The sequence below is a fragment of the Microcoleus sp. D3_18_C4 genome (assembly GCF_036702355.1).
Lineage (GTDB): Bacteria > Cyanobacteriota > Cyanobacteriia > Cyanobacteriales > Microcoleaceae > Microcoleus.
In genome coordinates, this window is sequence record NZ_JAUBTF010000047.1 from 18,328 (window position 1) to 36,531 (window position 18,204).

At 44.1% G+C, this 18,204-nt stretch carries 15 protein-coding genes; 9 read left to right on the forward strand and 6 right to left on the reverse strand.

Translation table 11 applies throughout. The features are described from left to right. Positions 1 to 87: 87 nt before the first annotated feature. Positions 88 to 270 carry a hypothetical protein gene (locus tag QUA90_RS21365; protein ID WP_333447603.1) on the reverse strand — a complete coding sequence of 61 codons (183 nt, stop codon included), beginning with the start codon at positions 268 to 270 and terminating at the stop codon, positions 88 to 90. Between the two features lie 70 nt (positions 271 to 340). Between QUA90_RS21365 and metH the strand changes: the two genes are divergently transcribed. Beyond that, positions 341 to 3,892: a methionine synthase gene (gene metH / locus QUA90_RS21370; protein ID WP_333447605.1), complete on the forward strand. Its 3,552-nt coding sequence runs from the start codon at positions 341 to 343 to the stop codon at positions 3,890 to 3,892. A 229-nt stretch (positions 3,893 to 4,121) separates the two neighbouring features. Here the strand turns inward: metH and QUA90_RS21375 are convergent, their stop codons facing one another. Continuing rightward, positions 4,122 to 4,745 (reverse strand): hypothetical protein, encoded by a 624-nt coding sequence (locus QUA90_RS21375; protein WP_333216668.1) that lies wholly within the window; start codon positions 4,743 to 4,745, stop codon positions 4,122 to 4,124. Positions 4,746 to 5,014: 269 nt separating this feature from the next. Continuing rightward, positions 5,015 to 5,341 (reverse strand): YbjQ family protein, encoded by a 327-nt coding sequence (locus tag QUA90_RS21380; RefSeq protein ID WP_006634531.1) that lies wholly within the window; start codon positions 5,339 to 5,341, stop codon positions 5,015 to 5,017. 150 nt (positions 5,342 to 5,491) lie between these two features. Between QUA90_RS21380 and QUA90_RS21385 the strand changes: the two genes are divergently transcribed. The 3 genes from QUA90_RS21385 to QUA90_RS30495 all read left to right on the forward strand — a co-directional run bounded on the left by QUA90_RS21385 (position 5,492) and on the right by QUA90_RS30495 (position 9,137). Beyond that, the gene (locus QUA90_RS21385) at positions 5,492 to 6,592 is read left to right on the forward strand and encodes a tetratricopeptide repeat protein (protein WP_333390256.1); all 1,101 of its coding nucleotides are present in this window, start codon (positions 5,492 to 5,494) and stop codon (positions 6,590 to 6,592) included. A 431-nt stretch (positions 6,593 to 7,023) separates the two neighbouring features. After that, positions 7,024 to 8,721 (forward strand): beta-carotene ketolase CrtO, encoded by a 1,698-nt coding sequence (crtO, locus tag QUA90_RS21390; RefSeq protein WP_333082303.1) that lies wholly within the window; start codon positions 7,024 to 7,026, stop codon positions 8,719 to 8,721. 242 nt (positions 8,722 to 8,963) lie between these two features. After that, complete coding sequence (locus tag QUA90_RS30495; RefSeq protein WP_445242853.1) at positions 8,964 to 9,137, forward strand: DUF6444 domain-containing protein; 174 nt, start codon at positions 8,964 to 8,966, stop codon at positions 9,135 to 9,137. Between the two features lie 61 nt (positions 9,138 to 9,198). Here the strand turns inward: QUA90_RS30495 and QUA90_RS21395 are convergent, their stop codons facing one another. Together QUA90_RS21395 and QUA90_RS21400 are read right to left on the reverse strand one after the other, a co-directional pair. Further along, positions 9,199 to 9,921, reverse strand: a complete 723-nt coding sequence (locus QUA90_RS21395; RefSeq protein ID WP_333447606.1) for an IS1 family transposase — start codon at positions 9,919 to 9,921, stop codon at positions 9,199 to 9,201. A 226-nt stretch (positions 9,922 to 10,147) separates the two neighbouring features. After that, complete coding sequence (locus QUA90_RS21400) at positions 10,148 to 11,551, reverse strand: NB-ARC domain-containing protein (protein ID WP_333447608.1); 1,404 nt, start codon at positions 11,549 to 11,551, stop codon at positions 10,148 to 10,150. A gap of 216 nt (positions 11,552 to 11,767) precedes the next feature. Between QUA90_RS21400 and QUA90_RS21405 the strand changes: the two genes are divergently transcribed. The 4 genes from QUA90_RS21405 to QUA90_RS21420 all read left to right on the forward strand — a co-directional run bounded on the left by QUA90_RS21405 (position 11,768) and on the right by QUA90_RS21420 (position 16,058). Then, positions 11,768 to 12,967, forward strand: coding sequence for a hypothetical protein (locus QUA90_RS21405; protein WP_333447610.1), 1,200 nt, complete (start codon positions 11,768 to 11,770; stop codon positions 12,965 to 12,967). A gap of 26 nt (positions 12,968 to 12,993) precedes the next feature. Next, positions 12,994 to 13,956, forward strand: a complete 963-nt coding sequence (locus QUA90_RS21410) for a hypothetical protein (RefSeq protein ID WP_333447611.1) — start codon at positions 12,994 to 12,996, stop codon at positions 13,954 to 13,956. A gap of 11 nt (positions 13,957 to 13,967) precedes the next feature. Further along, positions 13,968 to 14,354 (forward strand): hypothetical protein, encoded by a 387-nt coding sequence (locus QUA90_RS21415; protein WP_333447613.1) that lies wholly within the window; start codon positions 13,968 to 13,970, stop codon positions 14,352 to 14,354. A 69-nt stretch (positions 14,355 to 14,423) separates the two neighbouring features. Next, positions 14,424 to 16,058, forward strand: a complete 1,635-nt coding sequence (locus tag QUA90_RS21420) for a hypothetical protein (RefSeq protein WP_333447615.1) — start codon at positions 14,424 to 14,426, stop codon at positions 16,056 to 16,058. Between the two features lie 192 nt (positions 16,059 to 16,250). Here the strand turns inward: QUA90_RS21420 and QUA90_RS21425 are convergent, their stop codons facing one another. Beyond that, entirely contained in the window at positions 16,251 to 16,505 is a 255-nt protein-coding gene (locus QUA90_RS21425) for an ISAs1 family transposase (protein ID WP_333447650.1), read from the reverse strand. Positions 16,506 to 16,897: 392 nt separating this feature from the next. Between QUA90_RS21425 and QUA90_RS21430 the strand changes: the two genes are divergently transcribed. Further along, positions 16,898 to 17,821, forward strand: a complete 924-nt coding sequence (locus QUA90_RS21430) for a fused MFS/spermidine synthase (RefSeq protein WP_333447617.1) — start codon at positions 16,898 to 16,900, stop codon at positions 17,819 to 17,821. Positions 17,822 to 18,204 lie beyond the last annotated feature (383 nt).

The window sequence follows — 18,204 nt, forward strand, 5'->3', positions numbered from 1 at the left end:
GCGGGTTCGGGGAGGAGTGGGGTGGGGTAAAAATTTACGAGTCATTTAGGATTGCTATATAACTCGTTTAATTGTGGCGATCGCATTTTAGCCAAATTCCTCAACAGTTAAGCGAAAAAAGCCCTCACAACTAGCCCGTTTTTCCCCCGCAGCCTCGCCCACCACAGAATTTTGACAATTATCCAGGGCGATCGCTAAAATTACAGGTACGATCGAACTATTGTCAGCAGCATTAAATCCTTCAGTAATTAGTCGTTTGCAAACAGTCACATAATTGTTGACAATATTGCACAATAGATAAAATTGTAAATATATAGCACCGGCGTTTTTTTGACCGCTTATGAATAGCAGATTCCTCGATCGACTCCACCACCCCTCACGCCCCGTCATCGTCTTCGACGGCGCGATGGGAACCAACCTGCAAGTCCAAAACCTCACCGCAGAAGACTTCGGCGGCAAAGAATACGAAGGCTGCAACGAATATCTCGTCCACACCAAGCCGGAAGCCGTCGCCAACGTGCACCGGGGATTCCTCGAAGCAGGGGCCGATGTCATCGAAACAGACACCTTTGGCGGCGCTTCCATCGTACTCGCCGAATACGATTTGGCAGACAAAGCATATTATCTCAACAAAACAGCAGCCGAACTCGCCAAGGGTATCGCCGCCGAATTTTCTACGCCAGAAAAACCTAGATTTGTCGCAGGATCGATCGGGCCAGGCACCAAATTGCCAACATTAGGACACATTGATTTTGACACACTCACCGCCGCTTTTGCCGAACAAGCAGAAGGACTTTATGACGGCGGCGTTGACTTATTTATTGTCGAAACTTGTCAAGATGTGCTGCAAATTAAATCAGCATTAAATGCCATTGAAGAAGTATTTAAGAAAAAAGGTGCGCGAATTCCGTTAATGGTATCAGTCACAATGGAAGCCACCGGCACAATGTTAGTCGGTTCCGACATCAGTGCCGCCCTAGCCATTTTGCAGCCCTATCCCATAGACATTTTAGGCCTCAACTGCGCCACCGGGCCCGATCGCATGGCCGAACACGTCAAATACCTTTCCGAACATTCGCCCTTCGTCGTTTCCTGCGTTCCCAACGCTGGTTTACCCGAAAACATCGGCGGCCACGCGCATTACAAACTCACGCCAATAGAATTAAAAATGGCCTTGATGCGCTTTGTCGAAGACTTAGGCGTGCAAGTCATCGGCGGCTGCTGCGGAACCCGCTACGATCACATCCGCGAACTATCAGAAATTGGCAAAACTCTTAAACCAAAGATTCGCGAAATTACTTGGGAACCATCCGCCGCTTCAATTTACACCGCCCAACCCTACGAACAAGAAAATTCCTTCTTAATTGTCGGCGAAAGACTCAACGCCAGCGGTTCCAAAAAATGCCGCGATTTGCTAAACGCCGAAGACTGGGATGGTTTAGTAGCAATGGCTAGGGAACAAGTGCGAGAAGGCGCGCACATTCTCGATGTCAACGTTGATTATGTCGGCCGCGACGGCGTGCGAGACATGAAAGAATTAGTTTCCCGCGTGGTGACTAATGCAACTCTCCCTTTAATGCTGGATTCCACCGAATGGGAAAAGATGGAAGCAGGCTTAAAAGTTGCGGGCGGCAAATGTTTGCTGAATTCCACTAACTACGAAGACGGAGAACCGCGTTTTTATCAAGTTTTGGAGTTGGCGAAAAAATACGGCGCGGGCATAGTTATCGGTACAATTGACGAAGACGGAATGGCCAGAACTGCTGACCAAAAATTTGCGATCGCCCAACGCGCCTATAACGCCGCCGTCGCCTACGGCATTCCCCCCCAAGAAATCTTTTTTGATACCCTAGCATTGCCCATTTCCACCGGGATTGAAGAAGACAGAAAAAACGGCAAAGCTACGATCGAATCCATCCGCCGCATCCGCCAAGAATTACCAGGCTGTCACGTAATTTTAGGAGTTTCTAATATTTCCTTCGGCTTGAATCCGGCGGCGCGGCAAGTTTTGAATTCCATGTTTTTGCACGAAGCGATGCAAGCCGGGATGGACTCGGCAATTGTCAGCGCTAATAAGATTTTACCCCTCGCCAAAATCGACCCCAAACACCAAGAAATCTGCCGTAAACTCATTTACGACGAACGGGAGTTTGACGGCGAAATTTGCGTTTACGACCCCTTGGGCGAGCTGACAACGGTGTTTGCGGGCAAAACTACCAAGCGCGATCGGACAGAAGACGCAAGCCTTCCGGTAGAAGAACGCCTGAAGCAGCACATCATCGACGGCGAACGCATTGGACTAGATATCCAACTCGCCAAAGCATTAGAAACCTATCCGCCTCTCCACATTATCAATACTTTCCTGTTAGACGGCATGAAAGTAGTCGGAGAATTGTTCGGTTCGGGACAAATGCAACTGCCCTTTGTTTTGCAGTCAGCAGAAACAATGAAAGCGGCAGTTGCCTATTTAGAACCGCACATGGAAAAGTCCGAATCCGGGGACAATGCCAAAGGGACATTCATCATCGCTACTGTCAAAGGCGACGTTCACGATATCGGCAAAAACTTGGTTGATATTATTTTATCAAACAACGGCTACCGAGTGATCAACTTGGGAATTAAACAGTCGGTTGACAATATCATCGAAGCTTACGAAAAGCACAAAGCAGACTGTATTGCCATGAGTGGCTTGCTGGTAAAATCCACCGCATTCATGAAAGAAAATCTGGAAGTATTCAACCAGAAAGGCATCACCGTTCCGGTAATTTTGGGCGGCGCGGCTTTGACTCCCAAATTTGTACATGAAGACTGCCAAAATACCTACAAAGGTAAAGTCGTTTACGGCAAAGATGCGTTTTCCGACTTGCACTTTATGGACAAACTCATGCCTGCAAAATCTGCGGGTAAATGGGAAGATTTGCAAGGATTTTTAGATGAAATAGGACAGGATAATGGCGCGGTTAAAGAAGCTAAAGCTGCGCCAGAAAATTCTGTAGAAGATGCCAAGAAAGCAGACACTCCTGTGGTAATAGATACCAGGCGATCCGAGGCAGTTTCAGCAGATATCGATCGCCCGAATTCTCCCTTCTGGGGAACGAAACTGTTGCAGGGAGAAGACATCCCCTTTGAGGAGATTTTCTGGCACTTAGATTTGCAAGCTTTAGTTGCGGGTCAGTGGCAATTCCGCAAGCCAAAAGACCAATCGCGGGAAGAATACGACGCTTTCTTAGCGGAAAAAGTTTATCCCATCTTGGAAGAGTGGAAACACAAAGTCATCACCGAAAATTTACTGCAGCCGCAAGCAATTTACGGGTATTTTCCCTGTCAAGCTGAAGGTAATTCTTTGCATTTGTACGATCCAGAAATCATGGATGGCGGGCAAGATGTATCGACACCCGCTGCAACATTCACATTTCCCCGGCAAAAATCGGCGCGACGGCTGTGCATTGCCGACTTCTTTGCGCCCAAAGAATCGGGTAAAATCGATGTATTTCCGATGCAAGTAGCGACAGTGGGAGAGATTGCTACAGAGTACGCGCAAAAGCTATTTGCTAATAATCAATATACCGACTATCTCTACTTTCATGGATTAGCGGTACAGACAGCGGAAGCAATAGCAGAATGGACTCACGCGCGAATTCGGCGCGAATTGGGCTTTGGTAGCGAAGAACCGGACAACATTCGCGATATGCTAGCCCAAAGATATCGCGGTTCGCGGTACAGTTTCGGCTATCCCGCTTGTCCGAATATGGCGGATCAGTACAAGCAACTGGAATTGTTAAAGTGCGATCGCATCAACCTCTACATGGATGAAAGCGAACAACTTTATCCCGAACAATCAACAACCGCAATTATCACCTATCACCCAGCAGCCAAATACTTCAGCGCTTAATTGGTAGGGTACGCCTCACACTTTTTTCTGTCGTTTTTCTCGTTCTTATACTCGTTACCAGGCTCTGCCTGGTAACACAGATCCAGAGGCTATGCCTCAACTTAAAAACCTGGAGGCAGAGCCTCCAGAAATTCATTTCCGGCTAGAACCTGGGAAGGAAAAACTAACAAAAAAGCACCTTAACAAAAGTGCTTTCCTGAATATGAACTTTCCGTCTCTGACGAAACTTTTACGAGTAATTCCGGGGAGTGCGGGCGCCGGCAGATGCTCCTACCATCGAAGCAACTAAACCCAATAGTGAGCCGAACAAGAACGACCAACCAGCTTTTGCAGCATTACCAGCAATATTTCGAGTATCCTGAGCAGATACGTTAGGTGCTCGGTTCGGCAAATCGACCCCGCCCTGCTGTGCTTGATTAATTGCTTCTCCCGCATTCGCAGCTATTACGCCAAAAGTGCCGGCCACGCCATTTGCTAACAGCCAAGAGCCAATTGTTAAGGTCGTTGCCCACAAAATTGCTCCATTTAAAAGCGCTGTGTTGCGGTTCATCGGGCCGCAAGCGCGAGCAGTTACCCAACCGCCAACGGCCAAGCTAATTAACAAACTAATAATTGACCAAATTCCCACGCCGGTACCCACGTCCCCGGCAATAGTGCGCGGAGCTCCTGAACCAGCAATGTTGCTCAACCCGATCGCAGCGCCCAATGCACTTAACACCAGTTGTGTGCCGATCGCAATTACCAAACCAGAAAAAATCGGGCCCCAACGTACTCGATCGTGGTATTCCATCACTGAATTTACGACCACGGGTTCGGTACCAACGTTATCTACAGGTCTATTTACGTATGACATAGATTTTTTTTTCCTCTGAGATTTGCTTTAATTTTTAACAATCTTTCACTTAAGCATTGATTGTGGCTGAGATTGATAGAAACTATATCTGCCTGCGGAAATAACCAGTATCTATGTCTGAAGAAAGAAACGAAAAAGTCATCCGCCCCCAGCCACCCGCTATTAGCTAATGACTGATGACTGATGACTGATGACTGATAACTATTTTATCCCGTTGGAAAACTTGCCGGATGTATACAGAAAATGCGGACGTATACAGAAAAAACAGCTTAACGCAATCTTACAGCCGTTCCAACGGCAGTAATCAGCAGCAAAGCCCCGTTTGAGTCTACATTAATCGTGCCGGTGTCAACTTCCACCCCGATTACGGCATTGGCGCCGAGGCGCTGGGCCCGTTTTTCCAGTTCCGCGAGGGCATCTCGCTGTCCTTTGAGAAACACTTCCTCGTAACTGCCGGTGCGTCCGCCGATGATGTCGCGAATGCCCGCGAAGAAATCTCGCAGGGCATTGGTGCCGTAGACAACCTCAGCAGTTACAATTCCCAGGTAAGATTGAATTTCTGCTCCTTGGATGATATCAGTTGTTGTTACAATCATCAGTTGGCCTCAATCGCGAAAATTTTGAGTGGGTCTTGTTCTGTAGATTTACTACATCTCGCCACTCAAACATTCCTGGTAAATCATAAGTTGTCAGCTTGCCAAGCTGACAGCAACTCGCTCTTCCATTCCACATACTCTTTGAAACACATGGCCGTGCACAAACAAAGTCTCTTGGTATTCAGTACGTTGCTAGTAGCAGGATTCGCTGTCGCAGCGCCGCAGATAGCGCTCTCAGCAGAAATATCCGTTCAAGTCAACCCTCAAAATAATTCAAATTTAGATGATCTGCTGCGACAAGGGCGCGAGTTTGTAGATTTAGGAGACTACACTAGGGCGATCGCCATTTATCAAGAAGCGGCGCGTTTAGATACGGAAAACCCCCGCATTTTTTCGGGTATTGGCTATTTAGAAGCGCGTCAGGGCAACTATCAAGCCTCAGTAGAATTTTACCAACAAGCGATCGGTCTCGAACCGAATAATGCTGACTTCCAATACGCATTAGGATATGCTATGGCGAATTTACAAAACTATCCCGCAGCAGCCACAGCTTACCGCCGCGCCGCTGTGCTCGATCGCAAAAATGTCAATGCCCGAATCGGTCTCGGAGTGGTACTCTTTCAGCAAAAAGATTACAGCGGTTCTTTTAAAGCATACCAAGAGGCGATCGCCCTCGATCCGAAAAATTGGCAAGCTTATTCTTCAATGGGTTTAGTATTGATCCAGCAGGGAAGTTTTGCCAGTGCTGTCACCGTGCTCCAACAAGCAGCCGAACTCGCTCCCAAACAAGCAGGTGTCCAGTTAAAATTAGGCACTGCTTTGCTGCGTGCCGGTTATACTTCCGAAGGGCTAGCAGCTTTTGAAGAAGCTGCCAAATTGGAGCCCCGGAATCCAGAAGTGCAGCTAGAAATTGGCGAACTTCTCCAGGCTCAAAACGACTTCGACGGAGCGCTTATAGCTTATCAGCGGGCTATTGCGGTGCGACCTAATTTAGTGGAAGCACACGCAGGAATGGGGAAAATTCAACTGGAAAAACAAGATTTTTCAGGAGCGATTACTACTTTTCGGCGAGTGATTAAGCTTGACCCAAACCGGGCAGAAGCTTATTACAATATGGGTAAGGCACTCCAAGCGCGCGATCGCAAATCCGAAGCAATTGAAGCTTTTCAACAAGCCCTCGACACTTACCGCCAGCAAGGCAACAATGATGGTGTACAAAAAGCTGAGGCGGCATTGCGGGAACTGAAGTAATATTTCTCACTGTACTAATAGGTAATTGGCTAGCAGTTTTGAGTGTGGAGTACGTAATTTTCCTAGGGCTTAACTCCTTCCAATCGCCGTGTTGCCAGGAAAAAAGCAATCTCAAAACTGTTTCTATTCCCTATTCCCTCTGCCCCCTTTCCTCTTCCTTTTTCCTTCTTGCTTCGTTTGCTTAAATTTTTAATTGAAGGCAAATAAATGTGGCTAAATAGAGTACAATATTGGCGCGATATAAGAAAGGCGATAGCTCTGTAAATTTAAGAAGAAATAAGGCGCTTACACAACAGCGTTTTGTCAAAGCTCCATCTTTTGTAATATGCTAAAAAGGCTTACTGACAATGAATCTATTTCTATTGGTAGAGACGGCAAAGTTGTTAACATTTGTAAAATAAGCAAAATATCCTCTCCCTAGAACTTCATCTATGCAAACGTATGATGTCATTATCATAGGCGCAGGTCACAACGGACTCGTCTGTGCGTCTTATCTGCTGAAAGCTGGATATACCGTTCTGTTGTTAGAAAAACGTTCGGTTCCCGGCGGCGCGGCAACTACTGAAGCTGCGATTCCGGAATTGCCGGATTTTAAATTCAATATGTGCGCAATCGACCACGAGTTTATCCATTTAGGACCAGTTGTCGAAGAATTAGAACTGGAAAAACACGGTTTAGAATATCTTTTCTGCGATCCAGTTGCCTTTTGTCCGCATCCCGACGGTAAATATTTCTTAGCACACAAATCTGTAGAAAAAACTTGTGCTGAAATTGCGCGCTACAACGAGCGCGATGCTAAAAAATATGCCGAATATACAGACTTTTGGCAGCGGGCTTTAGGTGCAATGGTTCCGATGTTTAATGCGCCACCAAAATCCATCATAGATATTCTGGGCAACTACGATATTTCAAAGATCAAAGATTTATTGTCAGTCATCGGTTCCCCCGACAAAACGCTGGACTTTATTCGCACGATGCTCACCAGCGCTGAAGACATTGTCAACGAGTGGTTTGACGAGGAATTTATCAAAGCACCCCTAGCAAGATTCGCCTCAGAACTCGGCGCGCCTCCTTCGCAAAAAACCCTTGCTGTAGGCGCAATTATGCTGGCAATGAGACACAATCCCGGCATGGCAAGACCGCGCGGAGGGACGGGTGCATTAGTGCAAGCACTGCTAAATGTAGTGAAAAGTTACTCTGGTGTGGTACTTACCGACCAGCACGTCGAGAAAATATTAATTGATGACGGTCGCGCTGTGGGAGTTCGAGTTGCCAACGGCACGGAATACCGCGCGACAAAAGGTGTCATTTCTAATATTGATGCTAAGCGCTTGTTTCTGCACTTAATGGACTCCAGCGATGTTGACAGTGCCGACCCGGATTTGCGGGAAAGATTGGAGCGAAAAATTGTTAACAACAACGAGACTATTCTCAAAATAGACTTAGCTCTAAATGAAATGCCCAAGTTTGAGCGCTGGAATCATCGGGACGAATTTTTAATCGGTTCGGTTTTAATTGCCGACTCGGTGAGACACGTTGAAATCGCTCACAGCGACCCTTCAATTGGCAGAATCCCCGACTCAGACCCATCGATGTATGTGGTGTTTCCGACGGTACTAGACCCGTCAATGGCTCCCCCCGGACATCATACGGCTTGGATTGAATTTTTTGCTCCTTACATGATCGAAAATGCTGAAGGAACCGGCCAGCACGGTACGGGTTGGACGGATGAGCTGAAGAACAAAGTTGCCGATCGCTGCATTGATAAATTAGCAGAATACGCGCCAAATATCAAAAATTCTATTATAGGACGCCACGTGGAAAGTCCGGCAGAATTGGGAGAGCGTTTGGGGGCTTTGAAAGGGAATTATTATCACGTTGATATGACGCTAGATCAGATGATATTTTTCCGTCCTTTGCCGGAGTTGGCGAATTACAAAACGCCGATCGATGGTTTGTTCCTCACGGGGGCGGGAACGCATCCGGGTGGCTCAATTTCGGGGATGCCGGGACGCAATACCGCTCGCGTTTTCATGCACTCGCAGCAGCCTTTCGCGCAGACTTTAGCAGATGCGGCTAATACTCTGAAAGCGAAGGGTAAGTCGGTATTTCGGAGTAATGAGAAGTAAGAGGACTGGCACTGCCCGCCCTTATTGATTTACTCAGGACTTACACACTCCCATCGAAGAAACCGGGTTTTTTACCGAATCAGAGGTCACAACCAACTATTGTCGTAAAATACCCGGTTTCTATCCCCCTATGCGTAAGTCCTATTAATGTTTCCATTAGGGTTAGTTGCAAAATAGAGTAATTTTATTTGTAATTGCTCAACCCCCTTGACAAGAAGACAAGATAGACATTAGATCAAGGAATGGAAAAACTCCCCGACTTAAAGCAACTATCGAACGAGGCAAAAGAAGCCTTGATAGTAGAGCTATGGCCAGAAATCCAAAAACTTAGCGCAGCATTAGCTACATACGAACCAAAACTAGGCCCATCTCCCACCAAAACTAGCCAAAATTCCAGCACTCCACCATCCTCATGATTCAAGCCAAACATTAAGCCATCGAAAATTGGGTAGTGATAAATATGTAGTGATTAGATATTTATTGGCTCAAAACATAGTTGTAATGATGGATAAAATACCAAATAGCACCAATATGGTTTTCTAACTTTTTAGAAAATGAAAGAGTTTTTCTTACGAGCAGAAAAACACGTTGGCGCAAAGTATTATTAAATCTTTCAATGTGATTAGTTTTTCCACTGTCTTTACCAACTGGTTGATGGCGTAGCGAAGGAAAAATACAAGCATAAGCCTGCCAAAAATCTGTATACCAAACAGCACATTGTCGATATACAGGAGGTAGAGAATTCCATAATTGTTTGGCTCCTTCTTGGCTACGATCGCCAATATAAACACCAATAATTTCTCTGGTTTCTCTATCCCTTGCTAACCACACCCATTGCTTATTTTCTTTGCAATCTACAAATGACCACAGTTCATCACATTCAACATTCAATCTGACTTTATTTTTAGGTTTAACCTTTACTGTGCGTTCGATTGAGGCATATTTATTATTTACATAATCCTGTAACCATTTTTGAGAAACACCCGTGCTTCTAGCTATACCAGCCAAAGAAATCTTCTCCAAAAGAAGTCGATCGATTAAATCTTTTGTTTGTGAGCTAATTACTTTGTTTGTCGGATTATCGACAAATTGGCGACCGCAACTTTGACATTTGTATTTTGGTTTTTTATTATGAATTCTACCATTTTTCACTATGTGATTTGAACCACAATCAGGGCAGTCTGGTCGTAAAAATAGCATATTACATGACTCAACTAATGTTGGCAGATATTAAGGATTCCAGCAATAGTTTAGTCATGAGAGCAGAAGTGTAACTAAATCTACATTCGAGCGCGTAAAGAAATATTAAAATCACAAAATTTGATTGTGTCATTTATAAAATTATCATATGTATTCAATTACTGTAATTAAACTTCACTACATATTTATTACTACTGGATTGAGTTGACGTTCCAGGTGGCGATTTTCATTTTTTGTTTGTTATATACTCTCTGATTACGGGCGCGATAGTAAAGTGCGATCGCCCATTTTGTTGGACAGTTTCAACTAATGACCGTCGTCCTAAAGATTGCATGACATTTAATAGTTCTGCCCTTGATAGTTGCAGGTTTTCTGGTATTTTTGAGATGTCTGCTGGTTCGGGGGTACTTGCTAGCCAACCCATAGCTTGTTGTTCGGATGCGGTTAGGCGATCGCACTGTTGGTGCAGCAGAGATTCTAAGTCACCTAAGAATAGGGTATCATAGGAGAGGAATTCGGAAACGCTACCGCCTAATAAGTCTTGAATCATAGTTGCAACTATATTTAACCATAGGGGATTGCCTCGGTAAAGGTCGATTAGTTCTGACCATTTCTCCGGTTCTGCTAAACCTTTTTCTCTAAAGATTTCTTGTGCTTCGGGGCCTAAGCCGTTGAGTTGCAGAGTTTTGCAGGGGCGGTTTTCGCTTTCTAAGGTAGCGATTTCTCTGGGTTTTTCCCAACTCAGGAGAATTAAGCAACTGTTGTGGGATGATTCTGCTATTTGTTTAAAGAATGCGCCGTAATTTTCATATCCTGGCTGGTAATTTCCTGCGAGTTGTTGGCTGCTGAAGATTGTTTGGACATCATCGAGGATGATCAGACAGCGGTGCGATCGTAAATATTCTAGTAGGGGCAATCCCCCCGTGGTTGCCCTTTCTTCGGGATAGGGGGCGGGCACGGGGGCACCGCCCCTACAGAATTGAATTAAGTCGGTTTGGAGTGACGCCAGCGGTGGGGAGTTGCGGAGACTTCGCCAGATAATGCGATCGAATTCGTGTTGAATTTGTGAGATTAGTTGGAGAGTAAGGGCGGTTTTGCCAATACCGGATAAGCCTAAGATGCTGATGAGGCGGGTGCGGCCTAAAATCCAGTTTTCGAGGGTGGTGAGTTCGGATGTGCGGTTATAGAATAGGTTGGGTTCTGGTGCATCGGATAAGTCTAAATGTACTTTCGGTTCGGAATTGCTTGTTTTTTCGTTAAATCTATCCTTGTCTTGCGGTTCAGGTTGTAATTTTTTTGAGGATTGCGAACTATCAGCAGAGATGTTACCAATATGAATACAGCCATTGCCAAAAAGCGAGATATTGCCAACTCGTAAATTTTCCAGCTTTGCTCTAAAATTTGCTTTAGATACTTGTTCCTCGCCTAATGCAACTGATAAAAGTTTCCATAATTTAAAGCCAACCTCTTTAACATATTTCTCTGAACGGTTGTGATGCTGTGCAATTTCTTTATATTTCTGATTGTCCCAAGCGCCACGTAATATAGCTTTTTGCAGACTATCTAAATGTTTTCCCGTAGTAGTCAAAGCTAGATGGTCTACAAATTCTAAAGCTTCTTCAACGTCCATCGGTCACGTAGATGCAAGGGGTTCACCTGATTGTAACCCAACTAAATATGACTTTTTCAGTAGCAACCAACTAAATGTGACTTTTGATGACCTAGTTGGCATGAAAACAACTACTAAATATGACTTTATCTGGCTTGACAAGCTTGGGTATTTAGGAAAGAATTTATACTTAAGACAACAAAAAGTTATGCTAAGCGCTAGTTGTATCTACCTGTTATGACACAACCGAATATTTTGGAACTCGCGAAACAGGGAGATGCAAAGGCGATCGCGCTTCTGCTGAACCGCCAGCTACAAGCCAAGGGCATCACCGCCGCAGCTTCCCTTAAGGATGGTTGTTTACAGGTGATGCTGGAAGCGGCAGAAGCGCCTAGTCAGCAAGTCTTGGCCCCGTGGGTGAGTAAGTCGATCGCTGGTTTGGGGGCTGCCTCGATTGAGAAAGTCGAGGTTTACGGGCGACAGACGGGCGCGAAGGTACCGGCGTGGAGTCAAGAGTTTGAAGTGGCGGGGCAAAATTTGCCTGTTGCAAATGTCACAGAGGGGCGGGCAAGTTCTAGTGAGAATACGGAGTCAAATCAGCTTAGTTTGAAGGAACGGGCTAAGCTTGGGGATGTGGAGGCGATCGCATCTCTGTTAAATCTTCCGTTACAGAATAAGGGGATTAGTGCGACTGCGAGTTTGCAAGACGGTTGTTTGCAAGTGATGCTGGAGTCGGATGTGGTTCCTGATGAGGAAGCGGCTGTTAGGATTGTCCGCAGGGAGTTGACGAATTTGAAGGCGGGGGCGATCGCATCTGTGAAGGTTTACGGGCAGCAGGCGGGTGAGGATTTTCCGGCTTGGAATCGAGAGTTTGAGCTAAAGGCAGAGGTTAGTTCAGATTCAAAAAAATTATCAACAGATAAATTTGCAAATTTGACTGATCTATTGACTCCGATTATTGATTTGCTTAGAGAACGAAAATTTAAAGAATTTGTAGACATCGGCCAAAATTATCTTAATGAAAATCCAGAGCGTCAAAAACGTTTGATTATAGTAGGAGTTCTTGTCTTAGCAACTCTCACCTTTAAAGGAATACCTTTTTTCAGTTTCAATCACAATATTAAAGGCTCACTAACACTCAAGGATGACTTCTTCGGTGGAGTGGGTCAGTTTTGTAATGGAAAAGGAGGTTACGGAGATATTAAAAGTGGTAGGCAGGTGCTAGTAAAAGATCATAAAGGAGAAACTATTGCGACTGGAGAGTTAGGCATAGGTAAAATAATATCTGATAACCACTGCCAATTTGCTATCGAAGTGAATGGTATAAGAAAAGCAGAGTTTTACACAATTCAGATCGGTAGGCGAGGCGATTTGACATATTCATATCAAGAGATGGAGGATAAAAATTGGGAGCTAAACGTGTCTTTGGGTGATTGATTTACTAGGAATAAAAGGAGTGGTTTATGATTTTTGTAATTCCGTTTATTATGGGCGCTTTAGCTGCGGCTGGGGCTGTGTATGGATCGGTTAAAGGCTCTGAAGGCATGGGCAAAATGAATGAAGCCCAGGAAATAGGAGAACGATCCCAACACCGACACGAGAAAGCAGTCAGCGATCTAAAAGTAGACTGGGAAGCAGCCAACAGATTAGCAGAAGTGTACGGCGAACTACAAATTCGTGTAAGGCATCGTACTATTGGGCAGTTTGTGGCTTTTATCGAACGCATTGGCCAGAAAGCTTCCCAAAGTGATATGAAATTTTTAGCTGGGCTAGAAGGCATATCAATTCAGCAGCTAAAAGAATATAAAACTGTCGCGCTGGAAGGTCAGGAAGTATTCCAAGGTGTGACTTCATCCGCAGGGGCAGGTGCGGCTGCTGGTGCTACAGCAGTAGGCGTGGCGCAAACTTTTGGGACAGTTGCAGTTCCTCAATTTTTTGGCTTGTTCAGTACCAATGTAGCTGTTTCTCAACTCGGTATGTCTGGTGTGGCGGCGTGGTTAGGCGGTGGCAGCATGGCACTAGGTGGCGCTGTACTCGGAGGTATTGCACTTGGCCCTGCTTTAGCTGTTGGCGGTTTCCAAATTGCAGGTAAAGGTGAGGAATTTTTAACGAAAGCACGTGAATACGAAGATCAGGTTAACGTTGAAGTTGCCAAAATTGAAGAGGCTAGAGATTTCATCCGACAAGTCGAACGGCGAGTCAAAGAATTAGGCAAATTGGTGTCTGATTTAGACAATCGCGTGGCTGAAGCTTTTGATGAACTTGAGTCCAGACCATTCGATCGGCATAGGGATGCTGCTAAATTTCAACAGGCAGCAATGCTAGTGAAAGCACTTGTAGAAATTATGAAAACCCCTGTGTTAGACAGCCAAGGAAATCTGAATTCTGCCGTGGCGAATATTCAAGCAAAATACCGAAATCTCTGAGGAAATTAACAATGAGCAAAATGGCCGCGTTTGTTAGCTGTGCTGATGCCTTGCAGCAAGTTATGGCACATTACGTTGAGTACAAGCAAATCGCTGAACAAGAGCGGACAAAGCGCCGTGAAATCCAAGCTTGGGAAAAGGAAAGCCTCGCCAAGATTAAAGCTCAACGTGACTTGTTAATGGAGTACCTCGATCGCTCCTTTGATGAACGATCGCAAAATTTTAATCAACTTTTCGATGTGGTCGATCGAGCAATAGCATCTGGTAATAATGAACAACTGGGATTAGCATTAGATTCGATTACAGAACTTGCGAAGTCTAGCCCGTTTAAAGAACTGGCTAATTTATCTTCTGTGCAGGCTGCTCTCGCAGATCCAAACCACGAGTGGAAGTTTTAATTAGCTAGCTGTTAAACCATTATTGATAAACTAGAGTGGGGATTCCCCCACTCTAAAGGAGAGTAAATCATGGCTGACATTGAAAACCTTCTAAACCAACTGCCACAAATTGCCGAGGAAATGAAACTTACTATTGGCAATCCTAGTGAAATCAGACGTGAAATTGGGAAGATCGATAATCTTATAAAGCGACTAAATACTATTGGCAAGGAACTTGAAGAAGTATTAAATAATGAAAGATTCAATAAAGGATTTTTGGGAGCGATACCTTTGTTAGGAGCAGTTGCGGGCTGGTTCATACCTGGTGGATTTTTAGTAGATGTACTTGTATCGGCAGGGAGTGGCTTACTTGCTGAAAAATTGGGCGAGCCAGATAAGGAAACGTCTCTTGCTGACTTAATACAAAATGTTGAAAACTTAATTGAGTGGGGGGATGGTTTAAAGAATATAGCAGAAAATATTTTAACTGATTCACAATTATTGATCAAGCTAGAATGGGAAAGGAAATCTCTAAGTATTCCAGAAGAAGTAAGGCAAATTGATGAAAATTTAAGAATTCACATAGACTTTGATGAAGAGCCAACTTTAAGGGAACAAGTTCAGCAAATAAAGGTAGCCCAAGAACAGCTAAAACAGGTTCAGCCCAAACTGGATAGTATCGTACACAATCTTGAACGTAATGTCGAGCCAATTGAGCGCATAAAAGCTTTTATATCTTACTTTGGGGAATCAGTGTTTGCGATAGAATGGTTTGATGAAGAGCATGGGCTTATTATATCTTATGAGGATCAAACTACAACATTAGGAATTATCTTGAATGAATGTGTATCTTTAAAAGAAAAAGCTAATGCTTTAATTGACCGGGCTAATAGGTTAAGAGGAGAGGCTGAACAATCTCTTAAGCACCTAGAAAAAGAACGCCGTCACAAGGAACAAAAAAAACCTAGTCGTAAGCAAAGTGAAAGAGCCACACAGACAGGAGAATCTCTAAATTCTATTGACCGTACCATGTCTTCAGAGCAAAGACGCGGGGGTAGAAGTGGCTGGATACTGATACTATCCACACTGACTCTAGGAGTTTTGGGTTTTGTCGGCTGGAAAACTACCTTTCAAATTTCACCGAGTCAGCAGACAATACCAAATTCGGGAATTCCTCTAAATGTTGGAGAGCAAAAAACAAATTCTGAAGCTTCACCCACCTTAACACCGGCTCCTCAGCCAGACCCAACAGCAACAAATTTAGCAGCAGCTCAAAAACTAGCAATGGAAGCTGCCGTTATGACTCAAAATCCACCTCATCCACTAGAAAATTGGCAGCAAGTACAAGGGAAGTGGCAGGAATCAATCAAATTGTTAGAGGCAATTCCCGACAATTCGCCTGTTGCAACTCAAGCTCAAGAAAAGCTAAGTGTTTATCGAACTAACTATCAGGCGATTACTAATAGAATTGTCACTGAACAGAAAGCAGCCACTAATTTAGAATCCGCCCAAAAACTAGCATGGGAAGCTGCAGTCCTGGTGAATAATCCACCTCATCCTAAAGAAGTCTGGCAGAATGCTCAATCAAAATTGCAGCAGGCGATCAACTTGTTAAGTTCTATTCCTCAAGGTACATTTGTGGAAGCTAAAGCTAAAGAAAAGCTTGCCGGTTATCAGAACAACTACACGCTAATAAGCAACAGAATTAAAACTGAATCGCCCTGATTTTATCCATATTACCAATTAAGTTTTAAATCCCCAGAGATTAAGCCCAAAGCCTAGCTGCTGATATCCTAGTTACTACAAAATTGCGATCGCCCTTACATCCCAAATTGTCAAAAAGCGTGATCGCCCCTACATGAATTATTCAAACTAACTCCGATACACTCAGCCGCCCTTCTACGGCTTCATACTCATCTAGGTCATTAAATTTTTTATCTCTTTTTTTTTGCCTAACACTAATTGATGAGATGAAGACCATGCAGTGACTATATGTAGCGATTTTTGCTGCTCATTTCTGTCATAAGATAGTTTCATTGTTTTGCCATCAATGGCAATCACGTTTAGTTCTAATTCCCCGATTCTCGCATTTACCCAACTCAAAAAACATTCTTGAAACTGCTGCGGTTCAATTCGGGCAAATAAGGAGACTAAACGTGAATGAGATGGTATACCATTCGGTAACTCTAGAAAGCTTTTTAACCATTCATATTTGGCGTTGCCATAGGCTTATATTACCACCCATCCGTCGGCACCGCTGATGATAGCTAGAATCGCAATCGATCTAATATCTTTGAGCAAATGTTCTTTACTTCTTTCTATTTTTGGGTCGTTCCAGGTGGGAAAATTTTTTAAAAAAATGGCAGTTAAAATATTCACTGAAGACCATTAATTTATTTGTTTTTGTTGGGAAGTTACAGTTTTACTAAAACCTCTTGGCATTGATAACACTCATGAACTAGAATAAACTACACAAAAAAATAGTCGCATATAACTGTAACATATTTGGGGGTTAAAGTTAAGATACGTTTACCCTGAATCTAAAATCTAAAATCTAAAATCGTATGACTGATTATAAAGGCGATCGACAAACTAGCAATTTAGCAGCTATTCACCAACAAATCAATTGGCTTCAGCAACAGCCAGACGGCTTCCTATTTCAACAAAACTCCGGCGACAACTGCATCGCCGTAAAAAAAATCAAATCAGTGCTATTACTGCTTTTAGCAGACAGAGAAACCTTAATCACAAATGTAGCTCAATCAATCCTAGACCTCAACAATCCACTAAATTTAATCTTTCCCTATTCCCGATCCGTGTTGCTAGCATTAGTCTGGAAAACTCACCCAAAAAAAATCTATGTAATCGGATTTGGTGGCGGCAGCCTCCCCAGATTTTTTCACCACTATTTCGCTAACGCGATAGTCGAATGTACAGATATTGACCAAAAAGTAGTCGAAGTAGCTCAAAAATTTTTTGGCATTCAATTCGACGACAGACTCAAAGTAGTCATTCAAGACGGGCGCGAATATCTAGCCCAACAAGATTCCACAGTAAAAAACGATATAATTATCGTGGATGCTGGTTTTGGCAGCGGCTATATGCCCTATAGACTGGTGACACAAGAATTTTACCAACTGTGCAAAACTCGCTTGTCAAGCGCAGGTGTTCTAGTTGTCCACCTGTTCCACAAACAAGAGTTTAATGCGGCAGCGGTGAAAACGATTCAAACTGTGTTCGCACAAGTTTATATATGCAACTTAGAAACCGGCAACAGCGTTGTCATTGCGACTAATGCTCCCGATTTAGCTAAAAATGAAATTTTCTTGAAAGCCGAACTTATTCAAGACTTCCACAATTTAGGATTTTCCTTAATAGAAATGTCGCTCCAGCTAAAAAAAGTAGCCCAATTGCCGGAATGGGTGAAAATTTGGGAAACGCTGCCAATTTTTACAGATGCTGAAATACCCGCCGGATATTTGGACTGATAAATATACACAATTAGGGCTGTTAACGGAATCCGACAAAAAACTCTAATTGTAGGGTGCTTATGGGGGTACCATCGGGCTGTAGGGTGCTTATGGGCGCACAATCCCTATGTCTGTAGCAAATCCCCATCAGTCAAAAGTTGACACTAGGAAATATCAGTCTAAAAAATACTTGACAGTGAAAATCTGGCGGTGTAGTATAGAAGTAGTGCATAGAATGAAAAACATGAGACTAAAAAGTTGGGAGTCTCCTCGCAGCGAGGGTAGAAACTCCAAAGGTAAAGGCGGCTCAGCCAGGGCTCGGCAACTCAAAAAGCAACAGCAAACTCTGCGAAAACAGTTAAAAGCTCAACACGATCGACAAAACCACCAACAAAACCACC